Consider the following 20,712-nt stretch of genomic DNA (forward strand, 5'->3'; position numbering starts at 1 on the left):
GCATGAAGATCCTCGACGAAGCCGCTGTTCTGCGACGCCTCGATATCGAGGGATGCCGGACAGCGGTGCGGGGGGCGATGATCGCCCTGTCCGCCGGCGAGACCCGGCAGCTGCCGCGCACGATCATTCCGATCGGCGCGGGGCGGCTGTTCGGCCAGATGCCGGGCGCGCTGCTCTCGGAGGGCTATTTCGGGGCCAAGCTGGTCAGCGTGTTCGCCGAGCCGGATCGTCCAGGGCGCACCGCGCATCTGGGCGTGGTGGTGCTGTTCGACGCCGAGAGCGGCCAGGCGGTTTGCGTCGCCGACGCCGGCGCGATCACCCTGATCCGTACGGCCGCTGGTACGGCCGTTGCGACCGACGCCCTGGCGGTTCCGGACGCCGAACGGCTGACCGTCATGGGCTACGGCCATCAGGCCAGCGCCCATATCGAGGCCCTGGCGCGCGTACGGCCGTTGCGCGAGGTCAAGGTTTGGGGCCGTTCGATCGAGCGAGCCCGCGCCTTCTGCGTGACGATGGCCGAGAAGACGGGCCTTGCAATGCTGCCGGTCGCCGATCCTCGCGAGGCGGTGACGGACGCCCAGATCGTCTGCACTGTCACTGGCGCGGTCGAGCCGATCCTGTTCGCCGACTGGCTGACGCCCGGGACCCACGTCAATCTGGTCGGGGCCAGCGTCGCCTCGGCGGCCGAGGCCGAGGCCGCCGTGGTCTCGGTCGGGCGCTACTTCGTCGAGAGCCGGGAGTCGGCCCGCAACGGCGCCGGCGAGTTCCTGCGCGCCGTCGCCGCCGGCCTGGTCACCGAGGACTGTATCCAGGCCGAGATCGGCGAGGTGCTGGCCGGCATGCGTCCGGGCCGCCAGTCGGCCTCGGAGATCACCATCTACAAGTCGATCGGCCATGCCGTGCAGGACCTGGCGGCGACGGCTTACCTGTACGAGCAAAGCTGATGACCCTGGCGCAACGTCTTGGCGGCCTGGCCGCGGCCCTCCTGTCGAGCGCTTCGGGCGTGGCCCTGGCCAACCCATCGCTGGCGGTGCTGCTGAAGCCCAGCCACATGGACGAGGCCAAGGGGCAGGGCACCCTCGAGGTCGAGCTGCGCTTTTCGGAGCTGCCCGCCAAGGCCGGCGCACCGCTGCTGACCTTGCCGCTCGTCATCGCCAACACCGCCACCGTCGCCGAGACCCTGACGAGGCTTACGGCGACCGACGCCGAGGGCGAGATCCCGCTGGCCGTGCAGGATGATCCCGCCAGAGGCCTGGTCTGGTCGCGCCACTGGCTGGCCGGTCGCGCCACCCGCGGGGCGGTGGTGGTTCGCTACACCGCGCCGGTCGACAATACCCCGCCCAAGCGCGGCTCGGGCCCGCCCTATGCTTTGCGCACCGAGGGCGGCGGCGTTTCGGGCGTCGGCAACACCTTCATCCTGCTGCCGGAGGAAGAGAAGACAGTCCGGAAGATCACCCTGCGCTGGGACCTCGCGGCGCTGCCCAAGGGCTCGACCGCGACCTCCAGCTTCGGCGAAGGCGATGTCGCCCTGCCGGATGGTCCCGCCGACCAGCTGGCCTCGACCGTGTTCATGGCCGGCCCGATGAAGCGCGAGCCAGCGGCCGTGTCGCCCACGGGCTTCTCGTCGGCCTGGATGGGGCAGCCGCCGTTCGACTCCGCGCCGCTGATGGCCTGGACCAACCGCCTGCACGGCTGGATGAGCGGTTTCTTCCAGGACAAAAGTGTCCCGCCCTACCGGGTGTTCCTGCGCTACAATCCGATCAACGCGGGCGGCGGCACGGCCCTGACCCGGTCTTTCCTGACCACCTATGGCGCGGCCACCAAGGGCGACAGCCTGAAGGGCACGCTCTCGCATGAGATGGTCCACACCTGGACGGACTCGAACGCCGGCCAGTGGTACGGCGAGGGCGTGGCGGTCCACTATCAAGGCCTGCTGCCGTTCCGCGCCGGCCTGCTGTCGCCCGAGGCGTTCCTGGAAGATCTCAACGACACCGCGCGCCGTTACTACGCCAATCCGCTGAACGACACGCCTGACCAGGAGATCGCGCCGCGCTTCTGGGAGGACACGCGTATCCGTGTGCTGCCCTATGACCGGGGGGGGCTCTATTTCGCGGTGCTGGACGGCCGCATCCGCCGCGCGACCGCCCGCAAGCGCTCGGTCGACGACCTCGTGCTGGAGATGAATCGTCGCTACGCCGCCGGCCAGAGCACCGACGACGCGGCCTGGATCGAACTGGTCGTGAAAGACCTGGGCGAGGACGGCCGCAAGCTGCACCAGGCCATGCTGTCCGGCGGCCTGATGCTGCCCGAGCCGGATGACTTCGGTCCGTGCTTCACCCGAACGACGGCTAAAGCCCGTCGCTTTGAACTGGGCTTCGAGCCCAAGTCGTTGGTCGGGACCACCAAGACCATCCGGGGTCTGATCCCGGGCTCGGAGGCCGCCAAGGCCGGGCTGAAGGACAGCGACGTCGTCACCTACGCTGTGGCTCTGGACGGTGTGCAGGGCGATCCGGCCGCCGCCCTGACGCTGAAGGTCACCCGTGATGGCAAGACCTTCCCGCTGACCTATCTGCCGCGTGGCGAGGCGGTCTCGGTGTACCAGTGGATGCGTAAGCCGGGGACGGAGAGCCTGAAATGCGTCTACTGACCGCCGCCATCCTGGCCGCCTTGCTGGCTGGATCCGCGTCCGCCCAGACCCAGGCGACCGTGAGGAACGGCTTCTCGCTGGCGGTGACCGGCGACCTAATCGGGCCCGAGAAGCCGATCACCGGCCATGGCGATCCGGGCACGCTGCGGATCCAGAAGCTGCTGTCGAGCGCCGACGCCGCGTTCGGCAATCAGGAAGGCGCGATCTTCGATCTCGACAGGTTCCCGGGCTATCCGGCGGCGCAAAACGGTGGCGGTACGCCGATAAACGACGCGGCCGTGGCCTTCGACCTGAAGGCCATGGGCTTCAAGATCATGTCGATGGCCAACAACCACGCCACGGACTTCGGGGTCGATGGCATGCTCGAGACCCAGCGCTCGCTGGACGCCGCCGGCGTGGTCCACGCCGGCACGGGCGACAGCCTGACGGCGGCGCGCGAGCCGGCCTACGCCAACACGCCGAAGGGCACGGTCGCCCTGGTCTCGTTCGCCGGCACCTATACCGATATCTCCCTGGCCGCCGACGCCAATCCGGCGCGAGGCTTCCGCGCTCGCCCGGGCCTTAGCCCGCTGCGCTCACGCGAGCTGCAATTGGTGACGCCGGAGCAGATGGCCACCCTGCGCGCCATCGCCGCGCGCTCGGAGACGCCCGACGCCGCCAAGAACCCCGAGGTCTTCACCGCCGCCAAGACCGGTGAGGAGCTGACCATCGGCCGCACGACCTTCCGCGTCGAGGATCGGTCGGGCTTGAGCTACGACGTCAATGCCGATGATCGCGCCGCCGCCCTGGCCAGCGTCAGGGAAGCGCGCGGCAAGGCCGACCTGGTGGTGTTCTCGATCCACGCCCACGAGACGGCCTCGTCCGATCCGGAGGACGTCCGCCCGGCCGACTACATGACACCGCTCTTCCACGCGCTGGTCGACGCCGGCGCGGACGCCATCGTGCGTCATGGCCCGCACGCGCTGCTGGGCATCGAGATCTACAAGGGGCGGCCGATCTTCTACGGCATGGGCAGCCTGATGTTCCAGGTTGGCGACAAGCACCGCCAGTTCCGGGGCTTCACCCTGCCAGAGGCCTGGTACGATGGCGCGGTGGCGGTCAGCGAGTACCAGAACGGCCGCGTGGCCGTGATCCGCATCCATCCGTTCGTCCAGAACCTGGAGGACGATCGGCTGATCGGCACACCCCGGTCGCCGTCTCACGAAGAGGCCCGACGGATCCTCAACCGCATCCAGGCGGCCTCGGTTCAGTTCGGCACGAAGATCGACATCGAGGGCGACACCGGCGTGATCCGCGTGGCGGCGAAATGAAGCTGGCGCGGCGACAGGCGCTGGTCGCCCTTGGCGCTCTGGCGTTCGCCCGCCCCGCCTTAGCGCGCGCCGCGCCGGACCTCGCGCTCTACCGGGCGATCCGCGACGAGGGCCTGAAGCGTGGCCGGGCCATGACCTACGCAACCAGCCTGACCGACAGGATCGGCGCGCGGCTGATGGGGTCCCCGAATATGCGCCGGGCCTATGACTGGGCGCTGGCGCGGCTGCGCGAGCTGGGACTGAGCGATCCTCGGCTGGAGCCGATCGGCCCGTTCGGCCTGTCCTGGCGGCAGGTTCGCGCCTGGGCCCGGATGACCGAGCCAGGCGACGCCGCGCTCGCCGCCGTGGCCGCGCCCTGGTCGGTGGCGACCGAGGGAACAGTCCAGGCCGAGGTGATCGCCGTGCGTCTGGACACCGACCAGGATCTGCAACGCGCCGAGGGACGGCTCGGCGGCAAGATCGTGCTGCTGGGATCTCCGAAAACCGCATCGACCGCCGACCCTGCCGTGGTCCGCTACACCGACGAGCAGGTTCTGAAGGGCGACGCCGCCGAGGCCGTGCGCGCCTACTATCGCACGGTCGCGGACCGTCGCGCGAGGCAGGGACGGGAAGGGCTGTTCAAGGCGCGTCGCAACGCTTTCCTGGCGGCCGAGGGCGTGGCGGCGGTGGTTCTGGACGGCGGTGGCGGCGAACCCGGCGTCATGACCGTCGACGGCTCCGATCTCGGCGGTCGGCCCTGGTTGGCCGCCGAGCGCCCGGTGTTCCCCGCGTTGTATCTAGGCCACGAGGCGTACGCCCGTTGCTGGCGCCTGGCGGAAGGCGGCGCTCCGCCTCGCCTGGCGCTTGAGATCGTCACCGAGGAGGGCGATCCCGCCGAGCCGGGCTACAACGTCGTCGCCGAACTGCCGGGGACGGATCCGGCGCTGAAGTCTCAGGTGGTGCTGGCCGGTGCGCACCTCGACAGCTGGGCTGCCGGCGCCGGAGCGGCCGACAACGGCGCGGGCGTGGGCGCCATCCTGGAGGCTGTCCGCATTCTGCGCGCTCTGGACCTGAAACCCCGCCGCACGATCCGCGTCGTGCTCTATGGCGGTGAGGAACAAGGCCTCTACGGCTCGGAAGCCTATGCCCGTCAACGCTTGGGCCATATCCCGCGCTCGACCGCGCCCGAGCAACTGGCTCTCTCGGTCGAGGGCCGTCGCGCCAAGGTCGGGCCGCTGGTCAAGGGACCGGAGTACGAGGACTTTTCCGTCGCCTTCAATCTGGATGGCGGCTCTGGTCGCATTCGAGGCGTGTTCACTGGCGAGAATCCAGCCCTGGCCGCGCTCTATCGCGACTGGATCGCGCCGCTGAGCGATCTGGGCGTGCTGGCGGTCTATGACGGACCGCACTGGCCCGCCGACCAGTCGACCTTCACTGAAATCGGCCTGCCGGGTATTTCCTTCCTGCAGGATCCGCTCGACTACGACAGCCGGGCGCACCACACGAACCTCGACACCCTGGAGCGCCTGTCGCCGGACGACTTGGCGCAAGCGGCGACGGTGCTGGCGATCTTTCTGATCAACAGCGCCAACGCCGACGTCAGGGCGCCGCGGCCTGGCCTCTGACGTCTATTTCAGGGCGGCCGGATCGATCTCGACGTGGCGGATGCCGCGACGGTTGACGGTGTAGGTGACATGCACCTTGCCGTCCCGGGTCTGGATGATGGCAGGATAGGCGTAGCCGTCTGGAACCGGCTGGCTTTCCAGCGTCAGCACCTCGCGCCAACGCACCCCATCGTCCGAGATCGCCAGGTTCAACGGGACGCGCGGCCCCTTGCCAGGCGTTTCCGGCCGCTGGCCGGCGTGGTTGTAGACCAGCAGTTGACGACCGTCGGCCAGGGTCACGGCGTCCGTGCCGGAATTCGGATTGGGCAGGTCGATCGTCGCCAGCGGGCTCCAGGTTCTGCCGCCGTCCTTCGACCAGGTTTGCGCCAGCGCGCCCTGGCGGGTGCGGGCCACGGCCTCCAGCGCGCCGCTGGGATGGAAAAGGATGCTGGGCTGGATCGCGTCGATCTTCAGCGGCGAGGCGACCGGCGCGGTCCTGGTCCACGTCTGGCCGCCATCCTCGCTGCGCTCGAAATAGAGGCTCCAGCCGCCGCCGTCCTCCTGGGTGACGCCCTCCGACTGTTCCAGGCTGACGGGCGAGAGCCATGCGCCGTCGGCCAGGACCACCGGCTTGTTCTTGATCGGCCCCAGGATGCCGTCGGGCAGGCGGCGGGGCGGGCTCCAGGTCTGGCCATCGTCGCAGGAGGTGATGACCATGCCCCACCAGGCCTGCGGACTGGGCCCGACCTTGTAGAACAGGAAGAGGTCGCCCTTCGGGGCCTGGAACAGCACCGGGTTCCAGGTCGGCAGGCGCGGGCGCCCGTCCGCCTGGACGCCATTGGCCACCTCGCGGGCTTCTCGCCACTGACCATCGACGCGGCGGGCGAACCATATGCCGACGTCGGGATTGCGCTCGTGCGTGCCGCCAAACCAGGCCGCCGCCAGCGTGCCGGCAGCTGTCTCCACGATCGTCGAGGCGTGCGACTGCGGATAGGGGGCGTTCACATAGACCGGCTCGACTTTGAGGATCGCTTTCGGCGCGGCCAGGGCGGGCCCGGCGAGCAGGCAGACGCCGATCAGGGCGAGCATCGATCCCGGCAGGCGCGGGGACGAGAAAGCGGCCATGGTCGTGTTCCTCCTCTTCGCGCAAAGCGGCTTGCGCTGGGCGGCGAAGCCCTCTGCTATCGGTAACGCGCATGGCCGCCTAGGTCCGAAGTAAGCGTCGCGAGGGAAGAGACATGGCCAGGCTGAACCGCAGGACCGTCGTGGGGTTGGCCTTGGGCGCGGCCGGCGCGGGCCTGTCGCCGGGCGGAGCGATGGCCCTGGACGCGGGTCTCGGGATCACGGATTTGCGCGTCGAATGGCTGACCCAGCCGGTCGGGGTCGATACGCGCCGTCCGCGTTTCCGTTGGCTGCTGGCCGCGGATAAGCCGCGGCGAGACGTTTCGGTTCTAGGCGCGCGCGTTATCGTCGCCAGCTCACCAAGCCGCCTGGCCGCTCGCCAGGGTGATGTCTGGGACAGCGGGCCTCGGAAGGGCGGGCGCCTGACGCTGAGCCCGAACAGAGACCTGCCGCTGGTGTCGCATCGTCCGTACTGGTGGGCCGTGGAGATCGTCGACGCATCCGGCGCACGATGCTGGAGCCCGCCCGCGCGGTTCGTCACCGGAATCCTCGACGCTACCGAATGGCGGGCGCGCTGGATCATGGCGCGGCCCGAGAAGGTGCGTGGAAACCACGTGCGCGGGGTAGACAAGACGCTGGCCGATCCGGAAGACACGGCCTTGCCGTTGCTTCGCAAGGGTTTCCAGCTTGAGCGCCTGCCCGAGCGGGCGGTGGTCTCGGTCATCGGTCTGGGTCATTTCGAGCTGTCGGTGAATGGCAAGCCCGTGACCGCCAGCGTCTTCAATCCGGGTTGGACGGCTTACGACCGTACGGCGCTCTACACGACCTACGAGGTTCAGGAGCTTCTGCGGCCGGGCGCGAATGTGCTGGGCGTGATGCTGGGCGGCGGCATGTACGACGTCGAGAAGATCCCAGGGCGAAAGTCCAAGTTCGTCGACAGCTTCGGCCGCCCCAAGCTGCTCCTGCAACTCAGCCTGCACTATCCGGACGGGCGCGTGGAGCATGTGGTCAGCGACACCGATTGGCGGGTCACCGAAGGGCCGATCGTCTTCGCCTCGATGTTCGGCGGCGAGGATGTCGACGCGCGGCGCGAGCGGACCGGCTGGAACCTGCCGGGCGCCGACGAAGCGGGCTGGCGACCGGCGCTGGCCGCTCCGCCGCAAAAAGCGCGACTGAAGGCCCAGGGCGTCCCGCCGATCGTCGTCCATCGCCGTTTCAAGCCGGTGGCGATCACCGAGCCCAAGCCGGGCGTCTTCGTCTATGACCTGGGCGAGAACTTCTCCGGGCGTCCGGACCTGGTGGTGCGCGGACCGGCCGGCGCCAAGGTGACCTTGACCCCCGCCGAGGTGCTGGGCGAGGACGGCTTGGCCTGGCAGCGCAGCTTCAACGCCGGTCCGGACCGCTGGGTGCTCTACAACTACATCCTGGCCGGCCAGGGCGACGAACGCTTCACGCCGCGCTTCAACTATCACGGCTTTCGCTACCTGCAGGTCGAGGGCGCGGCCCCCGCGGGGCGTGGTCGCGCCGGCGTGCCGGAGGTCGTGTCGCTGACCGGCGAGTTCCTGCATGCGGACCTGCCCCAGGTCGGAACCTTCGACTGCGACGATCCGCTGTTCGTCCGCATCCACGGTCTGATCGAGCGGGCGGTGGTCAGCAACGCCTTCAGCGTCCTGACCGATTGCCCCCATCGCGAGAAGCTGGGCTGGCTGGAACAGACCCATCTCAATGCGGCGACGATCTTCTACAATCGCGACGCCACGACCCTGTATGAGAAGATGATCGGCGATATCGTCGACACCCAGCAGGCCGACGGCATGGTCCCCGGCATCGCGCCGGAATATGTCGCCTTCCTCGAGCCCGACGGTCGCGACCAGGACGCGCGCAATTCGCCCGAATGGGGCGCGGCGGTGGTGCTTAGCCCCTGGGCGGCCTATCGTACCTATGGCGACACCAGGGCCATGGTCGACGGCTATCCGGCGATGTGGCGCTATGTCGATTACCTGGCCTCGCGCGCCGCCGGACACATCGTCGATTTCGGCCTGGGCGACTGGTACGACGTCGGGCCGGGCAAGCTGGGCGCCTCGCAGCTGACCAGTCGGGCGCTGACGGGCACGGCCACATGGTATCAGGCGCTGGACGCCCTGGCGCGGATCGCGCGCGTGCTGGGACGGCCGGAGAGCGAGGCCGACGAGGCGCGGCGTCGAGCCGACGTGGTCAAGGCGGCGTTCAACCAGCGCTTTTTCGATGCAGCAACGGGCTCGTACGATCGCGGCAGCCAGACCGCCACCGCCATGCCGCTGGCGCTGGGCATGGTTCCGACCGGGCAGGAAGGGCGGGTGCTGGACGCCCTGGTGAAGGCCGTGCGGGCCAGCCAGGACGGTATCACCGCCGGGGACGTCGGTTTCCACTACGTGGTGCGAGCCTTGACCGAGAATGGCCGCGACGACGTGCTGTTCGATATGATGTCGGTGAAGGACCGGCCCAGCTACGGCTATCAGCTGGCCCAGGGCGGCACCGCCCTGGCCGAGGCCTGGAACGCCGATCCGACCAAGTCGCTGAACCACTTCATGCTCGGCCATGGCGAGGGCTGGCTGTTCGGCTCTCTAGCGGGGATCACCGTGGATTTCGCCGCCGAGCCCGATCGCGTGATCACCATTGCGCCCAAGCCGGTCGGGACCGTCAACGCGGCGTCCGCGACCTATCGCTCGACCCTGGGCGAGGTGAAGACCGCCTGGCGGCGCGAGGGCGGATTGATCCGGCTGGATGTCGATGTGCCGGCTGGCGCGCGGGCGACGGTGCTGCTGCCCACCACGCGACCGAACGCGGTGCTGGAAACGGGACGGCCGGTGGTGGGCGCGAAGGGCGTCCGCGCGACGCGGGCCGTGGCGCGGGGGCTGGAAATGGTCGTAGGATCCGGAGCTTACAGTTTCTCTGCGTCGCTCTGACGCCATGCCCCTTCCGAAGGAGCAACGAACGACATGAAGATCAAGAACGTGATCGCCGCTTCCACGGCCGGCCTGGTCTTGCTGGCCGGGCTGGCGGCCTTGGCCCAGAGCAAGCCCGAGGAGACCGAAGTCTGGGCGCCGACGCCGGCCAAGGTCACGCCGGCCCAGACCGCGGGCGGCGCGCCGTCGGACGCGGTGGTCCTGTTCGATGGCCACGATCTGGATCAGTGGGTCGCTTCGCAAGACAAGTCGCCGGCCGGCTGGACGGTGGCGGACGGCGTCATCACCGTGAACAAGGCGCGCGGCAACATCGAGACCAAGCGCGCCTTCCGCGACTATCAGCTACATCTGGAATGGCGCGTGCCGGCGGACATTACCGGGACCGGCCAGGCGCGGGGCAACAGCGGGGTCTTCCTGGCGTCGACGGGCCCGCGCGATCAGGGCTACGAGGTGCAGATCCTCGACAGCTACGAGAACGCGACGTACGTGAACGGCCAGGCGGGCAGCGTCTACAAGCAGCATCCGCCGCTGGTCAACGCCAGTCGCGCGCCGGGCCAGTGGCAGACCTATGACATCGTCTGGCGCGCGCCGCTGTTCGCTGCGGATGGCGCATTGGCCAAGCCCGCCACCGTGACGGTGATCCACAACGGCGTGCTGGTGCAGGACAACGCCGTGCTGGCTGGCGAGACGGTCTATATCGGCAAGCCCAGCTACAATGCCCATGGAGCCACGCCCATCAAGCTGCAGGCGCATGGGGATCCCAGCGAGCCGATCAGCTTCCGCAACATCTGGGTCCGGGAGCTGGCGCCGCGCCCCTAGGCCTGCGCCGGCGGCGCCGTGCTGGCCCGGACGATCAGGCGGTGGGGCAGGGTGACGTTCTGCAGGGTGCTGGCGCGGTCGCTCAGGATGTCCAGCAGCAGGCGCACCACCTCGTGGCCGATCTGCTCCTTGGGCTGACTGACCGTGGTCAGCTGCGGATGCAGATACTGCGCGAAGCGAATGTCATCGAAGCCGACGAGCGAGACGTCCTCCGGACAGCGCAGGCCCCGTTGGCGGATCGCCTCGATGGCGCCCATGGCCATCTCGTCGCTGAAGCAGAAGATCGCGGTCGGGCGGCCGGGCTCGTCCAGCAGCTCGCCCGCCTGGCGCACGCCCGACTCGATCGAGAAGTCGCCGATGGAGATGCGCAAGGCGCTGGCTCGGCCGTGGCGTTGGGCGGCCGACAATACGCCGGCCAGGCGGTCGCTGCTGATCGGGCTGGCCAGCGGACCGGTCACAACCCCGATCCGAGTATGGCCCAGGCCGTAGAGGTAGTCGACGACCTCGGCGGCGGCGCGCTCGTTGTCGATATGAGCGCTGGAGACCGCCAGTCCCGGCCGGAACTCGCAGCCGTTGACGATCGGCGTCTTGGGCCCCTTGGCCGCGACCATCTCGGCCAGGACGTCGGGCAGGCGGTGACCCAGGAAGATCAGGCCGTCGGCCTCCTTGCGCCGAAACATGGCCGCGTACTGCTCCTCGCGAGCCTCTTCGTGGCGGGTGTCGCCCAACAACACCGAGTAGCCGGCGGCCAGGGCGGCTTCCTCCACGCCGCGGATCACCTGCGAGAAGAATGGGTTCGAGATGTCCGGCACGGTGACCAGAATCTTCTCGGTGCGCAGGGTGCGCAGGCTCTTGGCCGCGAAGTTCGGCTCGTAGCCCAGACGCGCGACCGCTTCCATCACCTTGGCGCGGGTCGCCTCCAGCACCAGTTCGGGCGCGCTGAACACCCGTGAAACCGTCGCGGTGGACACCCCCGCGTCGCGCGCAACATCTTGAATGGTCGCCATCGGCCGGACACTGGCGACTAGCCGACAGCTTGGCAAGGCGCGGCTGTCGCGCCGGAACAGCCTTTAGCCGGTTGCCCGCTTAGCGGACCCCTGTTATCGATGATTTCGATTACATCGGAGCGGAGGCGGTCCAAACGGGCCGAAATCACCGCCCAAGCTGGTCGGGGAGGGCCAGACCATGAAGACGAGCTTCCGGCTCTTCCTGATGATGGTGCTGCAACTGGCGATCTGGGGCGCCTGGGCGCCGAAGATCTTTCCCTACATGGGCATGCTGGGCTTCGAGCCCTGGCAGCAGTCGCTGGTCGGCAGCTCGTGGGGCGTGGCCGCCCTGGTCGGCATCTTCTTTTCCAACCAGTTCGCCGACCGGAACTTCTCGGCCGAGCGGTTTCTGGCGGTCAGCCACTTGATCGGCGGTCTGGCCCTGGTCGGCACGGCGTTCGCGACCAGCTTCTGGCCGTTCTTCGCCTGCTACCTGATCTTCAGCCTAGTCTATGTGCCGACCCTGTCGGTCACCAACTCGATCGCCTTCGCCAACCTGAAGGACCCTGCCGCCGACTTCGGCGCGGTGCGCATGGGCGGAACGGTCGGTTGGGTGCTGGTCAGCTGGCCCTTCGTCTTCCTGCTGGGCGCGCATTCGTCTGCCGAGCAGGTGCGCTGGATCTTCCTGGTCGCAGCGATCCTGTCGTTTGTCTTCGCCGCCTATTCGTTGACCCTGCCGCATACGCCGGCCCGCAAGGACGCCCCGGGGATCGACAACCTGGCCTGGCGACGCGCCTTAAAGCTCTTGGCCGCGCCGTTCGTGCTGGTGCTGTTCCTGGTCACCTTCATCGATTCCGTGATCCACAACGGCTACTTCGTGATGGCCGACGCCTTCCTGACCAACCGCGTCGGCATCGCCGGCAACCTCTCGATGGTGGTGCTGAGCCTGGGTCAGGTGGCCGAGATCCTGACCATGTTCTTCCTGGGTCGCGTGCTGGCCAGGCTGGGCTGGAAGGTGACGATGATCATCGGCGTCCTGGGCCACGCCGCGCGCTTCGCGGTCTTCGCCTTCTTCGCCGACAGCATCCCGGTGATCGTGGCCGTGCAGCTGCTGCACGGGATCTGCTACGCGTTCTTCTTCGCCACCGTGTACATCTTCGTCGACGCGGTGTTCCCCAAGGACGTCCGCTCCAGCGCCCAGGGCCTGTTCAACCTGCTGATCCTGGGCGTCGGCAACGTGGTGGCCAGCTTCCTCTTCCCGTCGCTGATCAGCCGCCTCAGCCAGACCGGCGCCGATGGCGTCGCCAGCGTCGACTACACCAGTCTGTTCCTGGTTCCGGCCGGCATGGCCCTGGCGGCCGTGCTGCTGCTGGCCCTGTTCTTCCGTCCGCCGTCGCGCGGCCCAGTCGCCGAGACCGACGAGGTTCCCGCGACCGCCAGCCCGGCCCAAGTCTAAGCCCAGAAAAGGAAAGCCTCGTGCGCATGATCGCCAACGAACCCCGAGCGGCCGACCTTTCGCGGCGCGGACTGCTGGCCGCCGGCGCGGCGACCTTCGGCGCGGCCTTCGCCGGCGCCGCCAGCGCGGCGGAGACACCGTTCTTCCAGCGCCGCAAGCTGCCCGTCGGCATCCAGCTCTACAGCCTGGGCCCGGATCTGGCGAAGGAGCTGGACGCCCAACTGGCCACGGTCGCCAAGATCGGCTTCAAGTCGGTGGAGCTGGCCGGCTACCTCGGCCGTACGCCGGCCGAACTGCGCGCCGCCTTCGACAAGGCCGGCCTTGTCTGCCCCAGCGCCCATATCGCGCCCAAGGGCCCCAACGGCTTCAGCGGCGATCTCAGCAAGCTGGCCGACGAACTGCATGTGATCGGTGTGAAGTCGGCGATCATGCCGATCCTCTACATTCCCGACCGCCTGGGTAATGATCTGCGCCAGGCCGGCGTCCAGATGACGGCCGACGACTGGAAGTGGAACGCCGACTTCCTGAACGAGAAGGCCGCCGTGCTGAAGAAGGCCGGCATTGTCAGCGGCTATCACAACCACAATTTCGAGTTCGCGCCGCTGGGGGATACCAACGGCATGGAGATCCTGCTGAAGGGCACCGATCCCAACCTGGTGACCTTCGAAATGGACGCCGGCTGGGTCACGGCCGCCGGCCAGGACCCGTTCGCCCTGCTGAAGGCCTACTCGGGTCGTTTCACCCAGATGCACGTCAAGGATGTCAAACCCTCGACCAAGTTCAATTTCGAGCTGAAGCAGGATCCGACCGAGGTCGGCGCCGGCATGATCGACTGGAAGAAGCTGCTGCCCGCCGCCTATGCGGAGGGCGTGCGGGGCTTCTACTACGAGCAGGAGCCGCCGTTCGCCCACGCGCGCCTGGAGTCGGCCAAGATCAGCTATGATTACCTGGCCAAGGTGGTCGCCTGATGGCCTTGCGACTGGCCATGGTTGGTGGCGGTCCGGGCTCGTTCATCGGGCCCGTGCACCGCATGGCGGCCGAGCTGGACGGCCGCATCCGGCTGGTCGCCGGCGTGTTCAGTCGCGATCCCGCCAAGAACGCCAAGGCCGCCGCCGACTGGGGTGTCGCGCCCGATCGGGTCTATCCGGACCATCACGCGATGATCGCGGCCGAGCGAGCACGGGACGATGGTGTCGATCTCGTTTCGGTGGTGACGCCCAACCATCTGCACTTCGACGTCTCGGCCGCCGCGTTGAAGGGCGGGTTGCACGTGATCAGCGACAAGCCCGCGACCCTGAACCTGGCACAGGCCCAGGAACTGGCGGAGATCGTCGCCGCCTCGGGCAAGCGGTACGGCCTGACCTACACCTACACCGGCTATCCGATGGTCCGCGAGGCGCGTGAGATCGTGGCGCGTGGCGACCTGGGCTCGGTGCGCAAGGTGGTCGTCGAGTATTCCCAAGGCTGGCTGTCGAAACCGCTAGAGCGCGACGGCGACAACAAGCAGGCCAGCTGGCGCGCCGACCCCTCCCAGTCGGGCGTCGGCGGCTGCATCGGCGACATCGGCGTGCATGCCTTCAACATCGCCGAGTTCGTGACCGGGGTGCGTGTCGAGCGCCTGTGCGCTGACGTCTCGACCGTTGTGCCGGGGCGCGGTCTGGACGACGATTGCAACGTGCTGCTGCGGTTCGAGGGGGGCGCGCGCGGCGTGCTGATCGCCTCGCAGATTTCGGCCGGCGCGCGCAACGGCCTGACGCTCAGCGTCTATGGCGAGAAGGGCGGCCTGACCTGGTCGCACGAGGATCCCAACGTCCTGACCCTGGACTGGCTGGACGGTCCAAGCCAGGTGTTTCACGCCGGTTCGGGTTATCTGGGCGCGGCCGCTCGCGCGGTCACACGGCTGCCGACGGGGCATCCGGAAGGCTTCATCGAGGCCTTCGCCAACATCTATCGCGACTTCGCTGACGCTATCGACGGACACGGCGGCGGCTTCGTGCCCGACATCGCCGAGGGCGTACGCGGCATGGCCTTCGTCGAGCGCGCCGTGGCGGCCAGCCGGGACGACGCCGGCTGGGTCAAGCTGGAAGGAGAGGGGCGATGAAGACGCTCAAGGGACCAGCCATCTTCCTGGCCCAGTTCATCGGTAGCGAGCCGCCGTTCGACAAGCTGGAGACCATGGCCAAGTGGGTCGCGGACCTCGGCTATGTCGGCGTGCAGATGCCGACCGGCGGCGCGGACTCGTTCTTCGACTTGGCCCTGGCGGCCGAAAGCCAGACCTATTGCGACGACATCGCTGGATTGCTGGCCGGTCACGGCCTGCAGATCACCGAGCTGTCGACCCACCTGCAAGGCCAGCTGGTCGCCGTGCATCCGGCCTATGACGAACTGTTCGACGGCTTCGCGCCGCCCGAGCTGCGCGGCAAGCCCAAGGAACGCCAGGAATGGGCCGTCGGTCAGGTCAAGGCCGCCGCCGTCGCCAGCCGGCGTCTGGGTCTGAAGGCGCACGCCACCTTCTCGGGCGCCCTGGCCTGGCCGTACTTCTACCCCTGGCCGCAGCGGCCGGCCGGTCTGGTCGAGGAAGCCTTCGCTGAGCTGGGGCGTCGCTGGAAGCCGATCCTGGACGTCTTCGAGAACGAGGGCGTCGACTGCTGCTATGAGATCCATCCCGGCGAGGATCTGCACGACGGCGCGACCTTCGAGCGATTTCTGGACGAGGTCGGCGGCCACGCGCGCGCCAACATCCTGTACGACCCCAGCCACTTCGTCCTGCAGCAGCTGGATTATCTGGCCTACATCGATCGTTACCACGAGCGCATCAAGGCCTTCCACGTCAAGGACGCCGAGTTCCGCCCCACGGCCCAGTCGGGCGTCTATGGCGGCTACCAGGGCTGGGTCGATCGGCCAGGCCGCTTCCGCTCGCTGGGCGACGGCCAGGTGGACTTCAAGGCGATCTTCTCCAAGCTGGCCCAATATGACTACGACGGCTGGGCGGTGCTGGAGTGGGAGTGCGCCCTCAAGCACCCGGAGCAGGGCGCTGCTGAAGGGGCGCCGTTTATCCGCGACCACATCATTCGCGTGACGGACAAGGCGTTCGACGATTTCGCCGGCAGCGCGCCGGACGCTGGCCGCAATCGTCGGCTATTGGGCCTGTAGGCCGCCGCCAACCTCTGACGGAGTTCCTTGATGAAGTTCCAGCTTACGCTCGCTGCCATTCTGGCCGGGATGGCGACCAGCGCCATCGCCGCGCCGCCTTCGGGGCAGCAGGTTTTCGAGCAGCGCTGCACGGTCTGCCATTCGTTGCAGCCCGCGCCGGGCAAGATGGGGCCGCCGCTGGCCGGGGTCGTCGGCCGTAAGGCCGGAACCGCGCCCGGCTTCGCTTACAGCAACGCGATGAAGGCTTCTGGCATTACCTGGACGCCGGACAAGCTGGACGCCTTCATCAAGGCCCCGGGCAAGACCGTACCTGGCACCAAGATGCTACTGGGCGCGCCGGACCCCGAACAGCGCGCCGCGGTGATCCAGTATCTGACCTCGCTGAAGAAGTGATGGGTCCTGACGACGCTAGGCGTCGTCAGTTCCTGGCTCCGGCTTGGGCGGCGCTCAGCGCGCCGTCAATTCCTGGATCTCGATGTCCTTGAACTCGATCGGATGGCCTTCGCTCTGCAGGGCGATGTAGCCCTCGGTCACCGGCTGAGCGCCCCGCGCCAGAATGTAGGGCTTGGCGCCGTCCGCCACGGTGTCTTCTGGATCCAGAGTCACGTCCGCATAGTGGTGGACGGTCACGCCATTGATCTTTTGCGTGATTTCGCCGTTCGGCAGCACATCCAACTCGGCCTTGACCCAGGTCCCGTTGGGAACCGTGGGCGCGTTCGCCGGCGGGGTGCAGTGCTCTTTGACCTTGGCGCCGTCGATGGTGATCGTGACGCCGGGCGTGCAGACCGCGCCGGTGGGACGAGGCGCGTCGCCCTCCTTGCCCAGCAATTGGAACTCGACCGAGACCGGGAACGACTGATCGACCGTCATGCTCTCGGGGCTCTGGCTGGCGAACATGATGCCGCTGTTGCTGCGCGCCCACGCCGGCGTGTCAGGCAGGCCGCCTTCGGTGAGGAAGCGGTAGGTCAGGCGCAGGCGGTAGGCCTTGAACGGGGTCTTGTAGAACAGATGCCCGAACTGGCCGTTCATCTTGTCGTATCCGGCGTAGGAGACCCGGATCGCGCCGTGGTCGACCACGAAGGTGTCGCGGTAGTTCTCGCCGGCGGGATGCTTGGCGACCTTTGGCGTCCAGCCATTCAGGGTCTTGCCGTCGAACAAGGAGCGCCACGGCCCGGCCTTGGGTTCTGGCGCCTTGGGTTCCTGGGCGCTGGCGGCGAGGCCCACGCACAGCGCCAGGCCGCTGGCCAGCAATCCGGCGACGAGGCGGCGAGTCCGAACGGTCGATGTGGTCATGGCGTCCCTTGTTCCTCCTTGTGACTCGACAATTTGACGTGAAATGCCGAGCTTTCTTGCAATGTAACCCATTTCATGGAAGCCTCCAGGCAAGAATGAAGGGTATCGCCGAGGTCGGGGCGTCGCGTTGCTTAGGGCTTCCGGCGTGGTCCATCGAGCGGCCGCAAAGGGAGCGAACATGGCCAATCTGAACGGCCGAGCGCGTCGGAAGAACACGTACGACGCTATCGTGGTGGGCAGCGGTATCACCGGCGGCATGGCCGCCAAGGAGCTGACCCAGAAGGGGCTGAAGGTCCTGGTGCTGGAGCGGGGGCGCATGGTCCGCCACCTCGAGGACTATCCGACCGCTGTCCTTGATCCCTGGCAGACCAAGTATCCTCAGGGGCAGTTGCCGCAGGCCGAACTGGCCGCGCACTATCCGGTGCAGCGTCGCACCAACTACACGATGACGGAGTACACTCAGCACTTCTTCGTCCGTGACGACGAAAACCCGTATTCCGAGGAAAACCGCTTCGACTGGATTCGCGGCTATCACGTCGGCGGCCGGTCGCTGACCTGGGGGCGGCAGAGCTATCGTCATAGCCCGATCGATTTCGAGGCCAACGGCCGCGAAGGGATCGGGGTTGACTGGCCTATCCGCTACGAGGACCTGGCCCCCTGGTACGAACATGTCGAGCGCTTCATCGGCGTTTCCGGCCAGCATGAGGGCTTGGCCCATTTTCCCGACGGCCACTACCAGCCGCCGATGGAGATGAACTGTGTCGAAAAGGCGTTCAAGGCCAAGTCCGAGGCGCGGTTCCCTGAGCGCCGAGTCTCGATCGGCCGTGCGGCGCACCTGACCGAGCCGACCGAGGAGCAACTGAGCCTGGGCCGCACCAAGTGCCAGTTCCGCAACATGTGCATTCGAGGCTGCCCGTTTGGCGGCTATTACAGCTCCAACTCCGGCGGCCTGGTGGCGGCCGAGCGCACCGGCAATCTGGTGATCCGCCCCAACTCGATCGTCACCGAGCTGATCTATGACGAGAAGGCCGGCAAGGCGACCGGGGTGCGGATCCTGGACGCCGAGACGAAGAAGGACGAGGAGTTCCACGCCGACGTCATCTTCCTGTGCGCCTCGGCCTTCAACTCGACCTGGATCATGATGAACTCGACCAGTTCGCGGTTCCCCAATGGTTTCGGCAACGCCAGCGACCAGCTGGGCCGCAATGTCATGGACCACCACCTGGGCGTCGGGGCCAGCGGCGAGGCGCCCGAGTTCGCCGACATGTATTATTCTGGTCGCCGTCCGAACGGCATCTACGTGCCGCGCTTTCGCAACCTCGGCGACGCGGCGACCAAGCGCAGCGACTACCTGCGTGGCTTCGGCTATCAGGGCGGCGCCTCTCGCGCGGGCTGGGATCGGGACCTGGGCAACCGCGCCCAGGGCGCCAAGGGCTTCGGCGCGGGACGCAAGGGCGCGCTCACCCAGCCCGGTCCGTGGACCATGGGCCTGGGCGGTTTCGGCGAGATTCTTCCCTACGAGGACAACCGCATCACCCTGAACCGCGAGATGAAGGACGCCTTCGGTCTGCCGACCCTGACGTTCAATGTCACCATCCGCGAGAACGAGATCGCCATGCGGCGCGACATGCAGACCGCGGCGGCCGAGATGCTGGAAGCCGCGGGCTTCAAGAACGTCCAGGGCAGGGACAGCGGCTACGCGCCGGGCCTAGGCATCCACGAGATGGGCACCGCCCGTATGGGGCGCGATCCCAAGACCTCGGTGCTGAACGCGCACAACCAGGTTCACGAGTGCAAGAACGTCTATGTCACCGATGGCGCGGCAATGACCTCGGCGTCGTGCGTGAACCCGTCCCTGACATATATGGCGCTGACGGCGCGGGCCGCCGATCATGCGGTCCAGGCCCGCAAGCGGGGAGACCTGTGATGCTGAATCGACGCGACGCGATCCGCGGCCTGGCTCTGGCGGTCGGGGTGGGGGCCTCCGGATGGGCCGAGCGCGCCCTGGCCGCCGCCGGGCCGGCCCCGGCGCTGACCTGGACGCCCACCGCCCTGACGCAGGACCAGGCGCGCCTGTTGGACGTGGTCGCCGAGCTGATCATCCCCGCGACGGACACCCCGGGCGCCCGCGCGGCTGGCGTGCCGCAGTTCATCGACCGCGCCGTGGGCGACTATTACGAAAAGGGCCAGGTGGAGCAGCTGCTGGGCGGATTCGCGCGCATGGACGCCGACGCGCGCGCGGCCCACGGCGATGTCTTCGTCGCGCTCGCGCCCGAGCATCAGGTCGCGCTGCTGACGGCCTATGACCAAGAGGCCGGGGTCGCGCGCGGCCAGAACCAGTCGCACTTCTTCACGGCGCTGGAGGACATGGTGACGGTCGGTTACTTCACCTCCGAGGCCGGCGCGACCGAGGCGCTGAAGTACGATCCCGTCCCTGGCGCCTATCATGGCTGCGTGCCCTTGGCCGAAGTCGGGCGGGCCTGGGCGACCCGCTAGTCCAGCAGCTGCAGGAAATTGGCCAGCGGCGGGGCGATGTCGCCGCCGCGCCAGGCTAGGCCGGTCTCCAGCTCTGGCGCCTGGCCGGCCAGCGGGACGTAGCGCACACCCGTGCGCGCCAGGTTGCGCAGCGACGCCGGCACCAGGGCTATGCCCAGGCCGCTGGACACTAGGCTGATGATCGTCTGCATCTGAATGGCCTCCTGGACGATGCGCGCCCGTCCGCCCAGGGCGGTGAAATAGCCAGTGACCAGGTCGTGGAAGGCCGGCGCCACCTGCCGGGGAAACAGGATCAGGGGCGAGGCCAGCACCTCTTCGCGCGACAGCGCCTCGGCGTCCCCGATCTGCCCGGTGTCGATCCAGGCGCTGGGCACGGCGGCGACCAGTGGCTCGCGCAGCAGGCGGCGGTAGCTCAGCGACGGCGGCAAGGGCTGTTCCGCCGACGGGATGATGATGCCCGCATGCCGTTCACCGTTCACCAGGGCCGGCAGCTGCACGTCGCTGGTGGCCTCGAACAGCTGGATCTCGACGTTCGGAAAGGCCTGGGAATAGCGCCGCACCAATGACGGGAGGAGGCTGTAATCGGCCGTGCTGACGAACGACAGCGACAGCCGCCCGGTCTGGCCGTCGCGGATGCCGCGCGCGATGATTGGCAGCTCGTTCAGACCGGCGAGGACGTCCAGCACACGCGGCAACCATTCCTCGCCCAGGGACGTCAGGCGAACATTGCGCTTGGTGCGGGCGAACAGCGGCGCGCCCAGTTCACGTTCCAGCCCCATGATCGACTGGCTGAGCGGCGGCTGGGTCATACGCAGCCGTTCGGCCGCCCTCCCGAAGTGCAGTGTGTCGGCGACGGCGGCGAAGTGGCGAAGCTGGCGAACGTCCATTTGATATGTATAGCG

Annotated in this window: 17 protein-coding genes; 13 read left to right on the forward strand and 4 right to left on the reverse strand. The window is 68.1% G+C overall.

Translation table 11 applies throughout. The annotated features are described in order from the left end of the window. Positions 1-2 precede the first annotated feature (2 nt). From MZV50_RS12355 to MZV50_RS12370, 4 genes are read left to right on the forward strand one after another with little or no spacing between them, the layout of a single operon-like run. Positions 3-944, forward strand: a complete 942-nt coding sequence (locus MZV50_RS12355; protein WP_289781920.1) for an ornithine cyclodeaminase family protein — start codon at positions 3-5, stop codon at positions 942-944. Beyond that, positions 944-2,647, forward strand: a complete 1,704-nt coding sequence (locus MZV50_RS12360; protein ID WP_252634954.1) for a hypothetical protein — start codon at positions 944-946, stop codon at positions 2,645-2,647. The genes MZV50_RS12355 and MZV50_RS12360 overlap by 1 nt, the downstream gene beginning before the upstream one ends. Continuing rightward, positions 2,635-3,957 (forward strand): CapA family protein, encoded by a 1,323-nt coding sequence (locus MZV50_RS12365; protein WP_252634955.1) that lies wholly within the window; start codon positions 2,635-2,637, stop codon positions 3,955-3,957. The genes MZV50_RS12360 and MZV50_RS12365 overlap by 13 nt, the downstream gene beginning before the upstream one ends. Continuing rightward, on the forward strand, positions 3,954-5,561 hold the full coding sequence (locus tag MZV50_RS12370) for a M20/M25/M40 family metallo-hydrolase (RefSeq protein WP_252634956.1): 1,608 nt from the start codon (positions 3,954-3,956) through the stop codon (positions 5,559-5,561). Before MZV50_RS12365 ends, MZV50_RS12370 begins: the two co-directional genes overlap by 4 nt. Positions 5,562-5,564: 3 nt before the next feature. Here the strand turns inward: MZV50_RS12370 and MZV50_RS12375 are convergent, their stop codons facing one another. Beyond that, entirely contained in the window at positions 5,565-6,665 is a 1,101-nt protein-coding gene (locus MZV50_RS12375; protein ID WP_252634957.1) for a sialidase family protein, read from the reverse strand. Positions 6,666-6,778: 113 nt separating this feature from the next. On the opposite strand from MZV50_RS12375, the gene MZV50_RS12380 reads away from it, so the two are divergent. After that, positions 6,779-9,607, forward strand: a complete 2,829-nt coding sequence (locus tag MZV50_RS12380) for an alpha-L-rhamnosidase (RefSeq protein ID WP_252634958.1) — start codon at positions 6,779-6,781, stop codon at positions 9,605-9,607. Positions 9,608-9,640: 33 nt separating this feature from the next. Beyond that, positions 9,641-10,426: a 3-keto-disaccharide hydrolase gene (locus MZV50_RS12385; protein WP_252634959.1), complete on the forward strand. Its 786-nt coding sequence runs from the start codon at positions 9,641-9,643 to the stop codon at positions 10,424-10,426. Here MZV50_RS12385 and MZV50_RS12390 read toward each other — a convergent pair. Next, entirely contained in the window at positions 10,423-11,433 is a 1,011-nt protein-coding gene (locus tag MZV50_RS12390; RefSeq protein ID WP_252634960.1) for a LacI family DNA-binding transcriptional regulator, read from the reverse strand. The two genes, MZV50_RS12385 and MZV50_RS12390, sit on opposite strands and share 4 nt — an antisense overlap. Before the next feature lie 178 nt (positions 11,434-11,611). Here MZV50_RS12390 and MZV50_RS12395 point away from each other — a divergent pair, with 178 nt between their 5' ends. The 5 genes from MZV50_RS12395 to MZV50_RS12415 are packed head-to-tail and all read left to right on the forward strand — an operon-like array spanning position 11,612 to position 16,414. Then, positions 11,612-12,868, forward strand: coding sequence for an MFS transporter (locus MZV50_RS12395; RefSeq protein WP_252634961.1), 1,257 nt, complete (start codon positions 11,612-11,614; stop codon positions 12,866-12,868). A 26-nt stretch (positions 12,869-12,894) separates the two neighbouring features. Next, the gene (locus tag MZV50_RS12400; RefSeq protein ID WP_252635233.1) at positions 12,895-13,836 is read left to right on the forward strand and encodes a sugar phosphate isomerase/epimerase family protein; all 942 of its coding nucleotides are present in this window, start codon (positions 12,895-12,897) and stop codon (positions 13,834-13,836) included. Next, entirely contained in the window at positions 13,836-14,969 is a 1,134-nt protein-coding gene (locus MZV50_RS12405) for a Gfo/Idh/MocA family protein (RefSeq protein WP_252634962.1), read from the forward strand. Before MZV50_RS12400 ends, MZV50_RS12405 begins: the two co-directional genes overlap by 1 nt. Continuing rightward, positions 14,966-16,021 (forward strand): sugar phosphate isomerase/epimerase family protein, encoded by a 1,056-nt coding sequence (locus tag MZV50_RS12410; protein WP_252634963.1) that lies wholly within the window; start codon positions 14,966-14,968, stop codon positions 16,019-16,021. Before MZV50_RS12405 ends, MZV50_RS12410 begins: the two co-directional genes overlap by 4 nt. Before the next feature lie 30 nt (positions 16,022-16,051). Then, a complete protein-coding gene (locus MZV50_RS12415; protein WP_252634964.1) occupies positions 16,052-16,414 on the forward strand; it encodes a c-type cytochrome in 363 nt (120 codons plus the stop codon). Between the two features lie 54 nt (positions 16,415-16,468). On the opposite strand, the gene MZV50_RS12420 is transcribed toward MZV50_RS12415, so the two are convergent. Beyond that, on the reverse strand, positions 16,469-17,314 hold the full coding sequence (locus MZV50_RS12420; RefSeq protein ID WP_252634965.1) for a 3-keto-disaccharide hydrolase: 846 nt from the start codon (positions 17,312-17,314) through the stop codon (positions 16,469-16,471). A gap of 178 nt (positions 17,315-17,492) precedes the next feature. Here MZV50_RS12420 and MZV50_RS12425 point away from each other — a divergent pair, with 178 nt between their 5' ends. Together MZV50_RS12425 and MZV50_RS12430 are read left to right on the forward strand one after the other, a co-directional pair. After that, on the forward strand, positions 17,493-19,241 hold the full coding sequence (locus MZV50_RS12425) for a GMC oxidoreductase (protein ID WP_252634966.1): 1,749 nt from the start codon (positions 17,493-17,495) through the stop codon (positions 19,239-19,241). Continuing rightward, positions 19,241-19,810 carry a gluconate 2-dehydrogenase subunit 3 family protein gene (locus tag MZV50_RS12430; protein WP_252634967.1) on the forward strand — a complete coding sequence of 190 codons (570 nt, stop codon included), beginning with the start codon at positions 19,241-19,243 and terminating at the stop codon, positions 19,808-19,810. Before MZV50_RS12425 ends, MZV50_RS12430 begins: the two co-directional genes overlap by 1 nt. Here MZV50_RS12430 and MZV50_RS12435 read toward each other — a convergent pair. Continuing rightward, positions 19,807-20,697 (reverse strand): LysR family transcriptional regulator, encoded by an 891-nt coding sequence (locus MZV50_RS12435; protein WP_252634968.1) that lies wholly within the window; start codon positions 20,695-20,697, stop codon positions 19,807-19,809. The two genes, MZV50_RS12430 and MZV50_RS12435, sit on opposite strands and share 4 nt — an antisense overlap. Positions 20,698-20,712: the final 15 nt, after the last annotated feature.

This window comes from Caulobacter segnis, from assembly GCF_023935105.1.
Taxonomy (GTDB): domain Bacteria; phylum Pseudomonadota; class Alphaproteobacteria; order Caulobacterales; family Caulobacteraceae; genus Caulobacter; species Caulobacter segnis_B.